The following is a 16,431-nucleotide window of genomic DNA, read 5'->3' as shown; positions in this document are numbered from 1 at the left end:
GGCTCGCCGCTTCCGTGAGGCGGTGAGCCGCTCTGAACCGGAACAACGCCCGCTCCGGGGCGTTGAGGCGCGCCCTCCGGAGAATTCGATGCCACGCAAACTCGACCTCAGAACTGGCCGGCCCGTCTGGTCCGCCTATCGCGCGCCCGCGGTGCCGACGGACAATCTGACGTGGGACGTCAAGACGGATGTGCTCATCATCGGCATGGGCATCAGCGGCGCCATGATGGCCGAGGCGCTGACGGCGAACGGCCATGCGGTGATCTGCATCGACCGCCGCGGCCCGCTGGAAGGATCCACGTCGGCCACCACCGCGCTGGTGCAATTCGAAATCGACCAGCCGCTTTCGACGCTCTCGAAGATGATCGGCAAAGTCGCGGCAGAACAGGCCTGGCGGCGCTCGCGGCTCGCCGTCTCCAACCTCGCCGCCCGCATTGCCGAACTCGGCATAAAATGTGGCCCGAGCCGCACGCCGTCGCTCTATCTGGCCGGCACGATGCTCGGTCCGTCGGAACTGCGCGACGAGGTCGAGGCGCGTCGGCTAGCCGGCATCGGCGCGACCTATCTCACACCAGCGCCGCTGGCGGAGACATTCGGCATCGACCGCGACGGCGGCATTCTCAGCCATGGCAACATCGCACTCGACCCACGCAAGCTGACGGCCGGGCTATTGCTCAAGACCCTGGACCGCAAGGCACGCTTCTACGCCCCCCTCGAAGCCACAGCGATCGAGGACAGCGCCGACGAGGTTGTCGTCGCGACCAGGGATGGACCGACCATAACCGCGCAACACGTTGTTCTGGCCACCGGCTACGAGTTGGTCGACATCGTGCCGGCCGCGGCCCACCGGATCATCTCGACATGGGCGATTGCGACACGCCCGCAATCGCGAAATATCTGGCCACAGGCGGCCTTCATTTGGGAGGCGTCGGACCCCTATCTCTATATGCGCGCGACAGCCGACGGCAGGGTCGTCTGCGGCGGCGAGGACGAGGATTTTGTCGACGAGGCGCAGCGCGACGCGCTGATCGGCGACAAGAGCGCGCGCATCGCCGAGAAGCTCGGCCAGCTATTTCCGCATCTCGACACCTGGCCTGAATTCGCCTGGACCGGTTCGTTCGGCACCACGACCACCGGGCTGCCCTATATCGGCGCCATTCCCCGCCACCCGCGCATCCATGCGGTGATGGGCTATGGCGGCAACGGAATCACCTTCTCGCAGATCGCTTCCGAGATTGTCTCGGCCTCGATCGACGGGCGAGACGACACGGATGCAAGGCTGTTTGCCTTCAACCGCTGAGTGCAAAACCACAAACAATCCATCATCACCTGATTGTAACGCATCTGAAACACACTTAAGTCTTTGGTGAAGTCGGCCGCGCGAGAATGGCTTGTGCGGCCTTCGTCTGAGGGAGAGCCAAATGGATTTCAGTGGTTTCGATATTGCGGTTGGTGCACTTGCCCTTCTGGTATTGGTGCTTCTGATCAAAGGCATCAGGACAATCCCGCAAGGCTACAACTATACGGTGGAGCGCTTTGGCCGTTACACCAAGACACTGAGCCCAGGCCTCAATTTCATTTTCCCGTTCGTCGACCGCATCGGCGCCAAGATGAACATGATGGAGCAGGTGCTCGACGTTCCGAGCCAGGAAATCATCACCCGCGACAACGCCATTGTCGGTGTCGACGGCATCGCCTTTTTCCAGATCCTCAACGCGGCGCAGGCTGCCTACCAGGTCGCCGGCCTGCAGAACGCCATCCTCAACCTGACGATGACCAACATCCGTACCGTCATGGGTTCGATGGACCTCGACGAGCTGTTGTCGAACCGCGACGCCATCAACGAGCGCCTGCTGCGTGTCGTCGATGAGGCGGCGCATCCGTGGGGCATCAAGATCACCCGCGTCGAGATCAAGGACATCAACCCACCGGCCAACCTCATCGAATCGATGGGCCGGCAGATGACGGCAGAACGCAACAAGCGCGCGCAGATCCTCGCCGCCGAAGGCCTCAAGCAGTCGCAGATCCTCGAGGCCGAGGGCCGCAAGGAAGCCGCCTTCCGCGACGCCGAGGCGCGCGAACGTTCGGCTGAGGCGGAAGCCCGCGCCACCCAGGTGGTGTCGGAAGCAATATCCAAGGGCGACGTGCAGGCGCTGAACTACTTCGTGGCGCTGAAATACACCGAAGCGCTTGGCAGGATCGGCACGGCCACCAACAGCAAGATCGTGCTGATGCCCTTCGAGGCATCGTCGCTGATCGGCTCGCTCGGCGGCATTGGCGAGATCGCCAAGGAAGTCTTCCGCAGCGAAGGCACCACCGGCTCGCAGAGGCAGGTCGCACGCCCGCCGGTCGTGCGCCCGAGCGAGAACTGAGATCATAAGCCATGATCGACCGCATCATTTCCGAACTCGGACCGTGGAACTGGATGGTTCTCGGCTTCGTCCTGCTGGTGATGGAAATCATCGCGCCGGGTATCTTCATGCTGTGGATCGGCATCGCCGCCCTGATCATCGGCGCGGTGTCGCTGCTGATCTGGGACGCCGGCTTCTGGACCTGGCAGGTTCAGGTCCTCGCCTTCCTGGCGCTATCGCTGGTCTCGGCCTATGTCGGCAAGAAACTGGTCGGCAGTCGCAACGACCCAACCGACCAGCCGCTGCTCAACCGGCGCGGCGCGCAGATGGTCGGCCGCATGGCGACACTTGCCGAACCGATCCGGGACGGCCGTGGCCGCATCAAGCTGGGCGACACGCTGTGGCGTGTCTCCGGCCCGGACCTGCCGGCCGGCACGCAGGTGCGCGTGACGGGTGCGGCCGACACGGATCTGGAACTGACCGTTGAGGCGGTCTGAGCGTACGCCGTTGAGGATGTGTGAGATTCAGGTCAGGCCGGCATCAGCCTAATATCAGCCCACCTTAGGCGGCGCCGATACGCAAGAGATCATGCAGATGGATGAGGCCGACTGGTTTCCGGCCCTCCACCACCATCAGACTGGTGATGGCTGAATTGTTGATCGTCTGCAGGGCCGTTGCCACCAGCGTGTCCGGTGTCGCCGTCTTCGGTCCTCTTGTCATCACCTGATCCACCGTCATCGCTAGCAGATTGCTGCCGATGTGACGGCGGATGTCACCATCGGTGATGATGCCGACTAGCGCACCGTCGGCGTCGGTGATCGCCACGCAGCCAAATCCCTTGCGCGACAGTTCCAGGATCGCGTCCTGCATGCCGGTGCCCGTGACCACCAGCGGCAGCCTGTCACCGACATGCATGATCTCGCGGATCTGCGTCAGGTTGGCGCCGAGCTGGCCGCCCGGGTGAAAGGTGCGGAAATGGTCCGGCGTGAAACCGCGCGCTTCGAGCAGCGCAATCGCCAGCGCGTCACCCATCACCAGTTGCAGCAGCGTCGATGTCGTCGGCGCCAGGCCGTGCGGACAGGCCTCCGGCGCGCGCGGCAGCAGCAGCACGACGTCGGCGGCCCGCGCCAGTGCCGATGTCTCTCCGGCGGTTATGGCGATCAGCGGAATGGAGAAGCGCCTGGAATAGGCAACGATGCCCATCAGTTCCTTGCTCTCGCCCGACCACGACATGGCGATGATGGCGTCGTCCCTGGCGATCATGCCGAGATCGCCGTGATTGGCTTCGGCGGGATGGACAAAGAAAGCCGGCGTGCCGGTCGAGGCCAGCGTCGCCGCGATCTTCGAACCGATATGGCCGCTTTTACCGACGCCGGTGACGATGAGCCGCCCTTCAATCCTCGAGATCATGTCGACGGCCTGGGCAAAAGGCCCGGCCAATCCATTCTCGAGGGCCTCGGCAAGGGCCGCAACCCCCGCCTGTTCGGTTGCCACCGTCCTCAGCGCCGAAGCGATAGAGGCTTGCCTGTCCAAAGGCTTCTTATCCAGGGATCCCGCATGCATGGCTGATGCGATTAGCGCTTTGCCGGCGCGCTGTCCAACAGAAATGGCCTCAGGCATGTCGTCCGAACGTGTGCGGTGGTTTGCGACAACGACAGGCGTGAAAACAAAAGCTTAACGCGCGCGGCATGAATCCCTTTGGAAATCAGCGCTTCAAGCGGCTGACGGGCCCCGCCTCAACCCTCCGTTAACCATCCCCATTTACGGTTCGGTAAGTATGGCGCGCGTGCGCCGCGCAAGCAGTGGTGGCGATGTCCGGGGTCCAGCCAGAAAAATCGAGTGGACGAAAGGGCAAGGCGGTCTGCGCCTTGTTGCTGGCGACCAGCATGTTTGCCCTGCTGCGCCCAACGGCGCTCCATGCGCAGGAAACGGAACTGCGCGGCGAGGTTTCGGAATCGGCGATCCTGTCCGACCAGCAGCGCAAGGCGAGACAACTCGCTTTGGCAGCGCAAGGTCAGGCGCCGACCAATGCGGCGCAAGACAATGCGCCGGCCCGTACCTATCTGCCGGCCAGCGCCGGCGCCGTGCCTGACGACACGGACACCGGCGACGCAACTGCCGCCGGCAGCGTTTTCGACCCGCCGGCAGCCACCGACGACACCTCCGCCGACACTCCGGCACCGCCCAAGCCTCGCCGCCGCTCATCGACCGCCGGGCAGAACGCGGCTGACCAGGCCAAGGACAAGGCTGCGGACAAGTCGAAAAAGAAGAAGAAGCCGACGGCGGCAGACACCGACACCACTGCTTCAACGACCGCCTCCACGACGGACGCCACCGATGGTGCAGATACCGATCAGGAGACGGCCAACCGCCGCGCCCTCACCATCGACAGCGCCGACAAGCAGAAGCTCGACCCAGGCGCAGAGCGCACGGACGCCATCGAAGGCCAGAAAAAGAAGCCGGAGGATGATCCGTTCGCCGCCACCGGCGTCAAATGGGGCTCCTTCGTCATCCGGCCGACGATCGAACAGGGCCTGACCGCCACGTCGAACGGCGATTCGAGCAGTGCCGGCAAGTCGGCACTGTTGTCCGAGACGGCGCTGCGTTTTTCCGCCGCCTCCGACTGGCGCGAGAACTCCGCCACGATCGACGGCTATGGCCTGTTTCGCGAGACCGTCTCCGGTTACCCGGTTCACAACGAGCAAGGGCGCATCGAAGGCCAGCTCAATGTCGACCTCGATAATGAATTGCGCGCCATCGCCAAGCTCGGCTACGAGGCGGTGCCGGAATCGGCGTCGGCGCCGGACGCCATCGCAGGTGTCAGCAAGCAGCCGCTGCGGCAGACCGTCGACGGCAGCCTGGCCGTCGAAAAACACGTCGGCAAGATGCAGTACACGTTGACCGGCGCGGTCTCGCACGACTTCTATGGCGACGCCAAGCTTTCAAACGGCACCTCGCTGTCGCAGAAGGATCAAGACTCCACGCTCTACACCGCGACCTTGCGGACCGGCTACGAGATCTCCCCCGCCATAACCCCCTTCACCGAAATCGAGGTCGGCCGCCGGGCCTATGACCAACGCATCGACAACGAAGGCTTCGAGCGCTCGTCGACGCGGCTCGGCGCCCGCGCCGGTCTTGCGCTCGACATGGGTGAGAAGCTGTCGGGTGAATTCTCGGCTGGCTGGCTCAGGGAAGCGATCGACGACAAAAACCTGGAGGCGATTTCGGGTGCGACCGTCAATGCCGACCTCAAATGGTCGCCGGAGCGCGGCACGACGATCGGCCTGACCGGCAAGACCACAGTCGAGCCCACGACCACCGCTAACGAAAGCGGCGACATCCTCTATTCCGGCCGCCTGACGGGCGAACGCCTGATTCGTGCCAACCTCACCGGCAATGCTGCGTTGGGCCTCGACTGGCGTGACTATATTGGCATCGACGGCCACGACATGACCTTGAGCGCCGAGGCCGGACTGACATGGTGGCTGAACCGCTATGCCGGCCTGACCACAAGGGTGAGGACCGAAAAGCTGACCAGCAATTTGCCGGGTCGCGACTACACCGCCAACAGCATCTTCCTGGGCGTGAAAGTCCAGAGGTAGGAATCTAGCCAAGCAGACATGTCAGGCCGTGTCTCCAGCGTGCCTGCCTTAGGCCGCGCCGCGCCGCGCCGATGGTTTTATCTCATCGAGAAGCGTGCGGATCACGCTGGCCATGTTCTCGTTCATGTCACTGCGCCACAGCGCGAAGGCGACATTGGCCTCGACAAAGCCTTCCGGCGATCCGCAATCGAAGGTGCGGCCCTGATAATGGTAGCCATAGAAGGGCTGCTGCTTCTCCAGCTTCAGCATGGCGTCGGTGAGCTGGATCTCGTTGCCGGCGCCCTTCTCCTGGCCTTCGAGGATCTTGAATATCTCGGGCTGCAGGATGTAGCGGCCGTTGATGTAGAGATTGGATGGCGCGGTGCCGGTCTTCGGCTTTTCCACCATCTCGGTGATGCGGAAGCCGTGATGCGTGTCCTCGCCGCGGCCGACGATGCCATATTTGTGGGCTTCGGCGGGATCGCATTCCTGCACGGCGATGATGTTGTTGCCGGTCTCTTCGTAGAGCTCGACCATTGCCTTCATGCAGCTCTTCTCCGACTGCATGATCATGTCGGGCAGCAAAAGCGCGAAGGGCTCGTCGCCGACGAGCTCGCGGGCGCACCAGACGGCATGGCCGAGCCCCATCGGCACCTGCTGGCGTGTGAAGCTGGTCTGCCCCGGCGCCGGCTGCAGCCGTTGCAGGCGAGCGAGCTGGTCGTCCTTGCCGCGCTGGGCCAGCGTGTCGTAGAGCTCGAACTGGATGTCGAAATGATCCTCGATGACGGCCTTGTTGCGGCCGGTGACGAAGATGAAATGCTCGATGCCGGCCTCGCGCGCTTCATCCACGACATACTGGATCACTGGCCGGTCGACGACGGTCAGCATTTCCTTGGGGACGGCCTTGGTGGCCGGGAGAAACCGTGTGCCGAGACCGGCGACCGGGAAGACTGCCTTGCGAACTCTCTTCATGCTGTCAATTATCCGTTTGATGGCCAGCTCCGCAATCCCCGTCAAGACATTTTCACGCCGGAATTGAGGACTATTGGGCGACTGAGGGGAACGTTCACCGGTAAAGCTTCGAGGCGTCTTTTCGTTCCCGGTGGCACCTATGGTAAACTAATTCCTAACCTGGTTCGGCGATGAATGGTCTTTCCTGAGACAGAGAAGGAGGAAAAGATGTCCGTTCGCAATGCCGCAAAACGTTTTACCAGCATTGTAGCGGCAGCCAGCCTCTCGCTCGCTCTGCTGATGCCTGGCCCCGCTTTCGCCGATGCCGGTTTCCGGCAATGGGTCGCCGGCTTCCGCGCCACCGCCGTGCAGAGCGGTGTTTCCGGCGCCCTCTACGACCAGGCCTTCAAGGACATCAGGGATATTGACCCGGTGGTGCTGGAAAAGGCGCGCACGCAGCCTGAATTCACGGCCCCTGCCTGGGACTATTTCGACAACCGCGTCCATGACCAGTCGGTCTCCGTCGGCCAGCAGATGGCCAGGAAATGGAAGCCGTGGCTGGACCGGATCGAGGCCAGGTTCGGCGTCGACCGCTACATCCTGCTGGCCATCTGGTCGATGGAATCGAACTATGGCGAGATCCTCAAGCGCGACGACATCATGCGCAATGTCGTGCGCTCGCTGGCGACCTTGGCCTATGCCGATCCGAAGCGCGCGAAATTCGCCCGCACCCAGCTGATCGCCGCGCTGAAGATCCTGCAGACCGGCGATATCGACGAAAGCCATCTGAGCGGATCCTGGGCCGGCGCCATGGGCCACACCCAGTTCATCCCGACCAGCTATCTGCATTATGCCGTCGACATGGACGGCAACGGCAAGCGCGACATCTGGAATTCGATCCCCGATGCGTTGGCGACCTCCGCCAACCTGTTGAAGAAGAATGGCTGGCAGGCCGGCAAGACCTGGGGCTATGAGGTCGCCTTGCCTGCCGGCAAACTTCCCGGCGGTTCCAAGACGCTGTCGCAATGGCAGGCGCTCGGCGTCGTCAGGGCCAACGGCAAGCCGTTCAAGAACGGCTCCGACAAGGCGACGTTGAAGGTGCCGGACGGCCGCGGCGGGCCGGCCTTCCTGATGATCAAGAACTTCACGGTCATCAAAGCCTACAACAACGCCGACAAATATGCGCTTGCCGTCGGTCTTCTTGCCGACGAAATCGCAGGCTCCAGCGGTCTCGTGCAGGACTGGAAGCGGCCTTTCACCAAGCTCACTTTCGAGGAAAGGCAGGAACTGCAGAAGCGGCTTTCCCAGCATGGCCTTTATGACGGCAAGTTCGACGGCAAGATCGGCGACGGCTCGAAGACTGCCATCATGGCCTTCCAGGCCAAGGCCGGCTTGACCCAGGATGGCTATCCGAGCATGGAAGTGCTGAAGTGGCTCCGGCAGAAATAGAGCCACCTGCGGTGTCACGCAGCCTTCCGGGCGCGCAAAGGACACTGTAGTAATCAGGTTTGGCGCAAGGTTCTTCGCGAAAAAATCGCTGCGATTTTTCGCGGGAGCGCGCCAAGGGATGGAGGAAACGGTTGGCTTCGGCTGCGCGCATCGCAAGGCTTGTTCGTCGCGTGCCGGTGCTTGTCCTGGCCATCGTCGTGCTCGCCGTCTGTGTGGCTGGCGCCTTCCACGCGCCGGCCATGGCGCAGGAGCAGCAGCAAAATCGTGGCTGGTCGTTGCGCGACCTTCTGTTTCCGCGCCGCAGCGAGCGGATCGAGCCACCGCTTGACATCCAGCAGGCGAAACCGAGACCCAAGGCCAAGAAACCCCGCGCCCCTCGCCCGCCAGCCGAGCCGGAAACCCCGGTGGTAGACAAGGCGCCGGACGCCCGCGTCGTCCTGGTGGTCGGCGACTTCATGGCGGCAGGCCTCGCCGAAGGCCTGGACACCGCCTTTGCCGAGAATCCCGGCGTCAGGATCGTTGCTCGCTCCAATGGTTCGTCCGGCTTCGTGCGTGATGATTTCTACAACTGGCCCGAACAGATCAAATCGCTGATCGAGACCGAAAACCCGACCGCCGTGGTCGTCATGCTGGGTTCCAACGACCGTCAGCAGATGAAGGTGGGGGATGTGCGCGAGCAGCCTTGGTCCGAGAATTGGACCAAGGAATATGAGCGTCGCACCGATGCACTCGGCAAGGTCATCGCCACTGCGAAAGTGCCTTTCCTGTGGGTCGGCATGCCAGCGTTCCGGGTGCCGAAGATGACCTCCGACATGCTGGCCTTCAACGACATCTACCATAAGGCGGCCGAAAGCCATGGCGGCGAATTCGTCGACGTCTGGGACGGGTTCGTCGACGAGAACGGCGCCTTCATCACCAGCGGCCCCGACATGAACGGCCAACCGGTGCGGCTGCGCGCCGATGACGGCATCAATGTCTCGAAGGCAGGCAAGCGCAAGCTCGCCTTCTATACCGAAAAACCACTGTTGAAGATCCTCGGCCTGTCCGCGCCGGGAAGCGTGGTTACGGCTTCCGCGCCAGCGGGCGCTCCCGTGGAGACGCCGGCGCCGGCCGCAGCCCCCATCGTCATCGACCGCACCGCGCCAATGCTGCTCAGCGATCCGGCGCTCGACGGCGGCTCCGAGTTGCTTGGCGCGGCACCACTGGCGAAGGCCGATCCGGACCTGCCCGGCGAAAGGCTGGTGGTGGAGGGCAAGGCACCCGTGGCTTCGCCCGGCCGCGCCGACGATTTCTCCTGGCCACCCAAGGCTGCAGCCGCGACCGACACCACGACGGCAATCAATCGCTAAAAACGCTCAGCGCGGGAGAACGCTCGCCCCCATCAACGCCTCGTCGATCGAGCGTGCCGCCTGGCGGCCCTCGCGGATTGCCCAGACGACCAGCGACTGGCCACGACGCACGTCGCCGGCCGCATAGAGCCTGTCGACGCTGGTCCTGTAGTCGCGGTCATTGGCCTCGACATTCCTGGAGCGGCGGCTGTCGGTGGCGATCTTCATCTCACCCTCCAATTCCCCAGCCACTCCGGCCGCAGCCGGCCCGGCAAAGCCGATGGCGATGAAGGCGAGATCGGCGCGGATGACGAATTCGGTGCCGGCGATCGGCTTGCGCTTGTCGTCGACCTCGCAGCATTTGACGCCGGTCAACTGGCCTTCCTCGCCGATGAATTCGAGTGTCGCCACCTGGAATTCGCGCTCCGCGCCTTCGGCCTGCGAGGACGAAGTGCGCATCTTGGTCGCCCAGTAGGGCCAGACCGAAAGCTTGTCTTCCTTCTCCGGCGGCTGTGGGCGGATGTCGAGCTGGGTGACGCGCACCGCACCTTGGCGGAAGGCGGTGCCGACACAATCGGACGCGGTATCGCCGCCACCGACGACGACGACATGCTGGCCGCCGGCGATAATTGGATGCGACGGCCACGCCACCGACTGGATAGGTTCGCCGCCGACCCGGCGGTTCTGCTGCACCAGATAGGGCATCGCGTCATGCACGCCGCCGAGATCATCGCCGGGGATACCGGCCGCGCGCGGTGTTTCCGAACCGCCACAATAAAGCACGGCATCATGTTCGGCGAGCAGCTCGGCAACCGGCTTGTCGACGCCGACATTGACGCCGCAATGGAAGGTCACGCCCTCGCCCTGCATCTGCTCGATGCGCCGGTCGATATAGTGCTTCTCGATCTTGAAGTCGGGAATGCCGTAACGCATCAGCCCGCCAGGCCGGCTCTCGCGCTCGTAGACATGGACGTCGTGGCCAGCGCGGCCAAGCTGCTGGGCAGCCGCCATGCCGGCAGGGCCGGAGCCGATGATGGCGACCCGCTTGCCGGTCTTCTTCTCCGGCGGATAGGGCCTGATGTGGCCGGTTTCATAGGCCTTGTCGGCAATCGCCTGCTCGACCGTCTTGATGGCGACGGGAATGTCCTCGAGGTTCAGCGTGCAGGCTTCCTCGCAGGGTGCGGGGCAGATGCGGCCGGTGAACTCCGGGAAATTGTTGGTCGAATGCAAGTTCCGGATCGCGTTGTCCCAGTCGCCATTGTAGACGAGGTCGTTCCAGTCCGGAATCTGGTTGTGGATCGGGCATCCCGTCGGCCCGTGGCAGAACGGAATGCCGCAATCCATGCAGCGCGCGGCCTGTTTCTCAACCTCCTTGTCCGACATCGGCAGCGTGAATTCACGGAAATGCCGGATGCGATCGGAGGCCGGCTGGTACTTATGCACCTGCCGGTCGATTTCGAGAAAGCCTGTTACCTTGCCCATAGTCCAGTTCCTGCTGTCCAGATGGTGCGGTTTTCGCCGCACCCGTTAACCTCTTGAGGCAGCCATGGCAACCTTGCGCCCGAGGTCAAACTGTCGATGAAGATAGGCCGGGAAGCCTGGGCACCCCGGCAATTGCAAAAGCCTATTCCGCCGCGACGCCCATGCGCATGCGTTCCATCTCGATCAAAGCGCGGCGGTATTCGACCGGCATGATCTTGCGGAACTTCGGCCGGAACGTCGTCCAGTCGTCGAGAATCTCGCGACCACGTACCGATCCGGTGTAATGCACATGGTTCGAGATCAGCTGGTAGAGCCGCTCCTCGTCATGGCTGGTCATGTCGCCGGAGACGTCGACGCGGCCCTTGTGGTCGAGGTCGCCGCCATGGTGCAACAATCTCTCCATCAAATCGTCTTCTTCCGGAACCGGTTCCAGCTCGACCATCGCCATGTTGCAGCGCTCGGCGAAATCGCCCGCCTCGTCGAGTACATAGGCCACGCCGCCCGACATGCCGGCGGCGAAGTTGCGGCCGGTCTTGCCGATGACGACGACGATGCCGCCGGTCATGTACTCGCAGCCATGATCGCCAACGCCTTCGACGACGGCGGCCACGCCCGAGTTGCGCACGGCGAAACGTTCGCCGGCGACGCCGGCGAAGTAGGCCTCACCCTCGGTCGCGCCATAGAGCACCGTATTGCCGACGATGATGGACTCCGCCGCGACGATCTTGGCCTCTTCCGGCGGCCGGATGACGATGCGCCCGCCCGACAGGCCCTTGCCTACATAGTCGTTGCCAGCGCCGACAAGCTCGAACGAGATGCCGCGCGCCAGGAACGCACCAAAGGACTGGCCGGCGGTGCCGGTCAACTTCACCGAGATCGTATCCTCGCGCAGGCCCTTGTGCTTGAAGCGCTTGGCCACTTCGCCCGACAGCATGGCGCCGGTGGAGCGGTCGACATTGCGGATGTCGACCTCGATCTTGACCGGTTGCTTGCTTTCGAGCGCCGGCTTTGCCAGTTCGATCAGCTTGCGGTCGAGCACGTCGTCGATCGGGTGCTTCTGCCGCTCGGTCCAGTGCACCGCTTCATGCGGCGCATCCGGCTTGAAGAACATCTTGGAGAAATCGAGCCCGCGCGCCTTCCAGTGCACGATCAGGTCGCGCTTTTCCAAGAGATCAGTGTCGCCGATGATCTGGTCGATATGGGTGTAACCCATCTCGGCAAGCAGACCGCGAACCTCTTCCGCCACGTAGAAGAAGAAGTTGATGACATGCTCGGGCGTACCCTTGAAGCGCTTGCGCAGCACCGGATCCTGCGTCGCAACGCCGACCGGGCAGGTGTTGAGATGGCACTTGCGCATCATGATGCAGCCGGCCGCGATCAGCGGCGCGGTCGAGAAGCCGAACTCGTCGGCGCCGAGCAGCGCACCTATGATGACGTCGCGGCCGGTGCGCAAGCCGCCATCGACCTGCAGCGCAACGCGCGACCGCAAGCCGTTCAGCACCAGCGTCTGGTGCGTCTCCGCAAGGCCCATTTCCCACGGGCTGCCGGCATGCTTGAGCGAGGTCAGCGGCGAAGCACCGGTGCCGCCATCATAGCCCGAGATGGTGATGTGGTCGGCGCGTGCCTTGGCGACGCCCGCCGCAACCGTGCCGACACCGACTTCCGACACCAGCTTGACCGACACGTCGGCCGCCGGATTGACGTTCTTCAGATCGTAGATCAGCTGCGCCAGATCCTCGATCGAATAGATGTCGTGGTGCGGCGGCGGCGAGATCAGGCCGACGCCCGGCGTCGAATGCCGGACCTTGGCGATGGTCGCGTCGACCTTGTGGCCGGGCAGCTGGCCGCCCTCGCCGGGCTTGGCACCCTGCGCCACCTTGATCTGCATCATGTCGGAATTGACCAGGTATTCGGCCGTGACGCCGAAGCGCCCAGAGGCGATCTGCTTGATCGCCGAGCGTTCCGGGTTCTTGCCGCCGCCGGGCAGAGGCAGATAGCGGTCGGCCTCTTCGCCGCCCTCGCCGGTGTTCGACTTGCCGCCAATCTGGTTCATCGCGCGCGCCAGTGTGGTGTGCGCTTCGCGTGAGATCGAGCCGAACGACATCGCCCCGGTCGAGAACCGCTTGACTATGTCGGCCGCCGACATGACGTCGTCGAGCGCGACCTTCTCGCGGCCGGTTTCCTCAGCCAGCTTGAGCCTGAACAGGCCACGAATGGTCTGGGCGCGCGCCGTCTCGCTGTCGATCTGGGCGGAATAGTCCTTGAACGTTTCCCACGATCCCTGGCGCACGGCATGCTGCAAGGTGGCGACCGCATCGGGCGACCAGATATGCGCCTCGCCGCGCATGCGGAACATGTATTCGCCGCCGACCTCCAGGCTGTTGCGCAGCACGGGGTCGTTGCCGAAACCGTCATTGTGGCGGCTGAGCGTCTCCGTCGCGATCTCGTCCAGCCCGACGCCTTCGATGAGCGTCGCGGTGCCGGTGAAATATTGCTGCACGAAATCGGTCTTCAGCCCGATCGCATCGAAAATCTGCGCGCCGCAATAGGACTGGTAGGTCGAGATGCCCATCTTGGACATCACCTTGAGAATGCCCTTGCCGATCGACTTGATGTAGCGCGAGACGACTTCGTAAGCGTCCACCTCTTTCGGCAGTTCGCCGCGCTTGTGCATGTCGAGCAGCGTGTCGAAGGCGAGGTAAGGGTTGATCGCCTCGGCGCCATAGCCGGCAAGACAGCAGAAATGATGCACTTCGCGCGGCTCGCCGGATTCGACGACGAGGCCGACCGAGGTGCGCAGCCCCTTGCGGATCAGGTGATGATGCACTGCCGCCGTCGCGAGCAGCGCCGGGATGGCAATGCGGTCCGGCCCAACCTGGCGGTCGGACAGGATGATGATGTTGTAACCGCCGGCGACCGCCGCCTCCGCCCGCTCGCACAGGCGGTCGATGGCGCCCTGCATGCCTGCGGCCCCTTCGGCGGAGCCATAGGTGATGTCGATCGTCTTGGTGTCGAAGCGGTCCTCGGTGTGGCCGATGGAACGGATCTTTTCGAGATCGCCATTGGTCAGGATAGGCTGGCGCACCTCAAGCCGCTTGCGGCGCGAATTGCCGACCAGGTCGAAGATGTTTGGCCGCGGCCCGATGAAGGACACCAGGCTCATCACCAGCTCCTCGCGGATCGGATCGATCGGCGGGTTGGTGACCTGGGCGAAGTTCTGCTTGAAATATGTGTAGAGCAGCTTCGACTTGTCCGACATCGCCGAGATCGGCGTGTCGGTGCCCATCGAGCCCACCGCTTCCTGGCCCGTCGTCGCCATCGGCGACATCAAGAGCTTGGTGTCTTCCTGGCTGTAGCCGAACGCCTGCTGGCGATCGAGCAGGCTGACATCCTTGCGCAGCGCGCGTGGTTCGACCGGCTTCAGATCTTCTAGGATGAGCTGCGTGTTGGCGAGCCAGGTCTTGTAGGGATGCTTGGTCGCGATCTCCGACTTGAGCTCCTCGTCGGAGACGATGCGCCCCTTCTCCAGGTCGATCAGAAGCATCCGGCCGGGCTGCAGCCGCCACTTCTTGACGATCTTCTCCTCCGGCACCGGCAGCACGCCGGCCTCCGAGGCCATGATGACGCGGTCGTCGTCGGTGACGATATAGCGCGCCGGGCGCAGTCCGTTGCGGTCGAGCGTGGCGCCGATCTGGCGGCCATCAGTGAAGACCACCGCCGCCGGTCCATCCCACGGCTCCATAAGTGCTGCATGGTATTCGTAGAAGGCCTTGCGATCGGCATCCATGAGCTTGTTGCCGGCCCAGGCTTCCGGGATCAGCATCATCATGGCGTGGCTGAGGCTGTACCCGCCCTGGAACAGGAACTCGAGCGCATTGTCGAAGCAGGCGGTGTCGGACTGACCGTCGTAGGAAATTGGCCAAAGCTTCGAGATGTTGTTGCCGAACAATTCGGAATCGACCGAAGCCTGCCGCGCCGCCATCCAGTTGTTGTTGCCGCGCACGGTGTTGATCTCGCCATTGTGGGCGACCATGCGGTAGGGATGCGCCAGCTTCCACGACGGAAACGTGTTGGTCGAGAAGCGCTGGTGGACGAGAATCAGCGCGGTTTCGAAGCGCGGATCGATCAGGTCCTTGTAGTAGGCACCGACCTGATAGGCCAGGAACATGCCCTTGTAGACGATGGTGCGCGCCGACAGCGACACGCAATAGGCGCCGATGTCCTTGTTGTCGTTCTCGGCATAGATGCGACCCGATATGACCTTGCGCAGCAGATAGAGCCTGGCCTCATACTCCTCGTCATCGGTAATGTCTGGCGTGCGGCCGATGAATATCTGCCGATGGGACGGCTCGGATGCCACGATGTCAGGCGCCTTCGACAGCGACGAATTGTCGACGGGCACGTCACGGAAACCGATGAGCGGAAGCCCCTCGGATTGCGCCGATTCGGCAATGATGTCCTCGATATGGGCGCGGAGCGCCGCGTCCTGCGGCATGAACCAGTGTCCGACGCCGTACTGACCCACCGGCGGCAGGTCGATGCCCTGGGCTGCCATCTCTTCGCGGAAGAAACGGTCGGGAAGCTGCACCAGCACGCCGGCGCCATCGCCGACCAGCGGATCGGCGCCGACGGCGCCGCGATGCGTCAGGTTTTCGAGCACGGCCAGCCCGTCCTTGACGATCTGATGCGACTTCACGCCCTTCATGTTGACGATGAAGCCGACGCCGCAGGCGTCATGCTCGTTGCGCGGATCGTAAAGGCCCTGGGCGGAAAAGCCGTTGGCGGTTCGGCCGATATTGGATCGCAAGGTGTTTTTGACGGTTGCCGCTTTCGTCTGCGCGGCCTGGCCGTTCGTCGCAGAGTGCGTCATGTCCGTCATCTCCTGTCCTCCATTCCAGCCCTTCGGGCGCTGGTTTGCCTCGGCAAGCACTTGGCTCACCCTGATCCTTGCGGCACGTCTTGCGAAATCCTTGCCGAACCAGGCGACTTTCCGCATGGTTCGTATTCGTACAGGCCAGAGGTATTCCTACTGGCAACAGTCTGGCCGTCCACCTGTCGCTCGCGGCAACAGCCGGAGAGGCCCAAATGATACGCCAATCCGGCTTGTTTTGTGCGACAAAATAAGACAGCACTACTGTCCTAAATTTTTATGACAGAAATCCCGGACGCACACAAGACCGATTCACAAAAAACTTGGGCCTTTCGCGACAGAAAATGTCGTGAAGTTGAGGAAGAACGTAAGCTTCAGTCGCAGGCCTCTTCCTTGCCGGCTGGCTGGCTTTACCGATT

10 protein-coding genes are annotated in these 16,431 nt (G+C 63.2%); 6 read left to right on the top strand and 4 right to left on the bottom strand.

The features are described from left to right. The first annotated feature begins 88 nt into the window (after positions 1-88). The 3 genes from C8D77_RS03360 to C8D77_RS03350 all read left to right on the top strand — a co-directional run bounded on the left by C8D77_RS03360 (position 89) and on the right by C8D77_RS03350 (position 2,848). On the top strand, positions 89-1,300 hold the full coding sequence (locus C8D77_RS03360) for an NAD(P)/FAD-dependent oxidoreductase (protein ID WP_109659282.1): 1,212 nt from the start codon (positions 89-91) through the stop codon (positions 1,298-1,300). Positions 1,301-1,421: 121 nt separating this feature from the next. After that, positions 1,422-2,372, top strand: coding sequence for an SPFH domain-containing protein (locus C8D77_RS03355; RefSeq protein WP_109659280.1), 951 nt, complete (start codon positions 1,422-1,424; stop codon positions 2,370-2,372). An 11-nt stretch (positions 2,373-2,383) separates the two neighbouring features. Continuing rightward, a complete protein-coding gene (locus tag C8D77_RS03350) occupies positions 2,384-2,848 on the top strand; it encodes an NfeD family protein (RefSeq protein WP_109659278.1) in 465 nt (154 codons plus the stop codon). 64 nt (positions 2,849-2,912) lie between these two features. Here C8D77_RS03350 and C8D77_RS03345 read toward each other — a convergent pair whose 3' ends face one another. Next, on the bottom strand, positions 2,913-3,914 hold the full coding sequence (locus C8D77_RS03345) for a KpsF/GutQ family sugar-phosphate isomerase (protein WP_109661233.1): 1,002 nt from the start codon (positions 3,912-3,914) through the stop codon (positions 2,913-2,915). Between the two features lie 248 nt (positions 3,915-4,162). Here C8D77_RS03345 and C8D77_RS03340 point away from each other — a divergent pair, with 248 nt between their 5' ends. Continuing rightward, entirely contained in the window at positions 4,163-5,953 is a 1,791-nt protein-coding gene (locus C8D77_RS03340; protein ID WP_170136662.1) for an outer membrane beta-barrel protein, read from the top strand. 48 nt (positions 5,954-6,001) lie between these two features. Here C8D77_RS03340 and galU read toward each other — a convergent pair whose 3' ends face one another. Next, positions 6,002-6,904, bottom strand: coding sequence for a UTP--glucose-1-phosphate uridylyltransferase GalU (gene galU, locus C8D77_RS03335; protein ID WP_109659274.1), 903 nt, complete (start codon positions 6,902-6,904; stop codon positions 6,002-6,004). A gap of 207 nt (positions 6,905-7,111) precedes the next feature. On the opposite strand from galU, the gene C8D77_RS03330 reads away from it, so the two are divergent. Beyond that, complete coding sequence (locus C8D77_RS03330; RefSeq protein WP_109661231.1) at positions 7,112-8,332, top strand: lytic murein transglycosylase; 1,221 nt, start codon at positions 7,112-7,114, stop codon at positions 8,330-8,332. Positions 8,333-8,463: 131 nt separating this feature from the next. Continuing rightward, complete coding sequence (locus tag C8D77_RS03325) at positions 8,464-9,681, top strand: SGNH/GDSL hydrolase family protein (protein WP_109659272.1); 1,218 nt, start codon at positions 8,464-8,466, stop codon at positions 9,679-9,681. Positions 9,682-9,687: 6 nt separating this feature from the next. Here the strand turns inward: C8D77_RS03325 and C8D77_RS03320 are convergent, their stop codons facing one another. Continuing rightward, entirely contained in the window at positions 9,688-11,142 is a 1,455-nt protein-coding gene (locus tag C8D77_RS03320; RefSeq protein ID WP_109659270.1) for a glutamate synthase subunit beta, read from the bottom strand. A 142-nt stretch (positions 11,143-11,284) separates the two neighbouring features. After that, positions 11,285-16,021 (bottom strand): glutamate synthase large subunit, encoded by a 4,737-nt coding sequence (gltB, locus tag C8D77_RS03315; RefSeq protein ID WP_109661229.1) that lies wholly within the window; start codon positions 16,019-16,021, stop codon positions 11,285-11,287. Positions 16,022-16,431: the final 410 nt, after the last annotated feature.

Source organism: Mesorhizobium loti (genome assembly GCF_003148495.1).
In the GTDB taxonomy this organism is placed as follows: domain Bacteria; phylum Pseudomonadota; class Alphaproteobacteria; order Rhizobiales; family Rhizobiaceae; genus Mesorhizobium; species Mesorhizobium loti.
The sequence above is the reverse complement of the archived record's forward strand: the minus strand, read 5'-3'. Positions and strand labels throughout refer to the sequence as shown.

What these genes read in the sequence shown, in the direction of transcription:
- C8D77_RS03360 (WP_109659282.1), top strand. Translation starts at nt 89, where the DNA reads ATGCCACGCAAACTCGACCTCAGAACTGGCCGGCCCGTCTGGTCCGCC.
- C8D77_RS03355 (WP_109659280.1), top strand. Translation starts at nt 1,422, where the DNA reads ATGGATTTCAGTGGTTTCGATATTGCGGTTGGTGCACTTGCCCTTCTG.
- C8D77_RS03350 (WP_109659278.1), top strand. Translation starts at nt 2,384, where the DNA reads ATGATCGACCGCATCATTTCCGAACTCGGACCGTGGAACTGGATGGTT.
- C8D77_RS03345 (WP_109661233.1), bottom strand. Translation starts at nt 3,914, where the DNA reads ATGCATGCGGGATCCCTGGATAAGAAGCCTTTGGACAGGCAAGCCTCT.
- C8D77_RS03340 (WP_170136662.1), top strand. Translation starts at nt 4,163, where the DNA reads ATGTCCGGGGTCCAGCCAGAAAAATCGAGTGGACGAAAGGGCAAGGCG.
- galU (WP_109659274.1), bottom strand. Translation starts at nt 6,904, where the DNA reads ATGAAGAGAGTTCGCAAGGCAGTCTTCCCGGTCGCCGGTCTCGGCACA.
- C8D77_RS03330 (WP_109661231.1), top strand. Translation starts at nt 7,112, where the DNA reads ATGTCCGTTCGCAATGCCGCAAAACGTTTTACCAGCATTGTAGCGGCA.
- C8D77_RS03320 (WP_109659270.1), bottom strand. Translation starts at nt 11,142, where the DNA reads ATGGGCAAGGTAACAGGCTTTCTCGAAATCGACCGGCAGGTGCATAAG.
- gltB (WP_109661229.1), bottom strand. Translation starts at nt 16,021, where the DNA reads ATGACGGACATGACGCACTCTGCGACGAACGGCCAGGCCGCGCAGACG.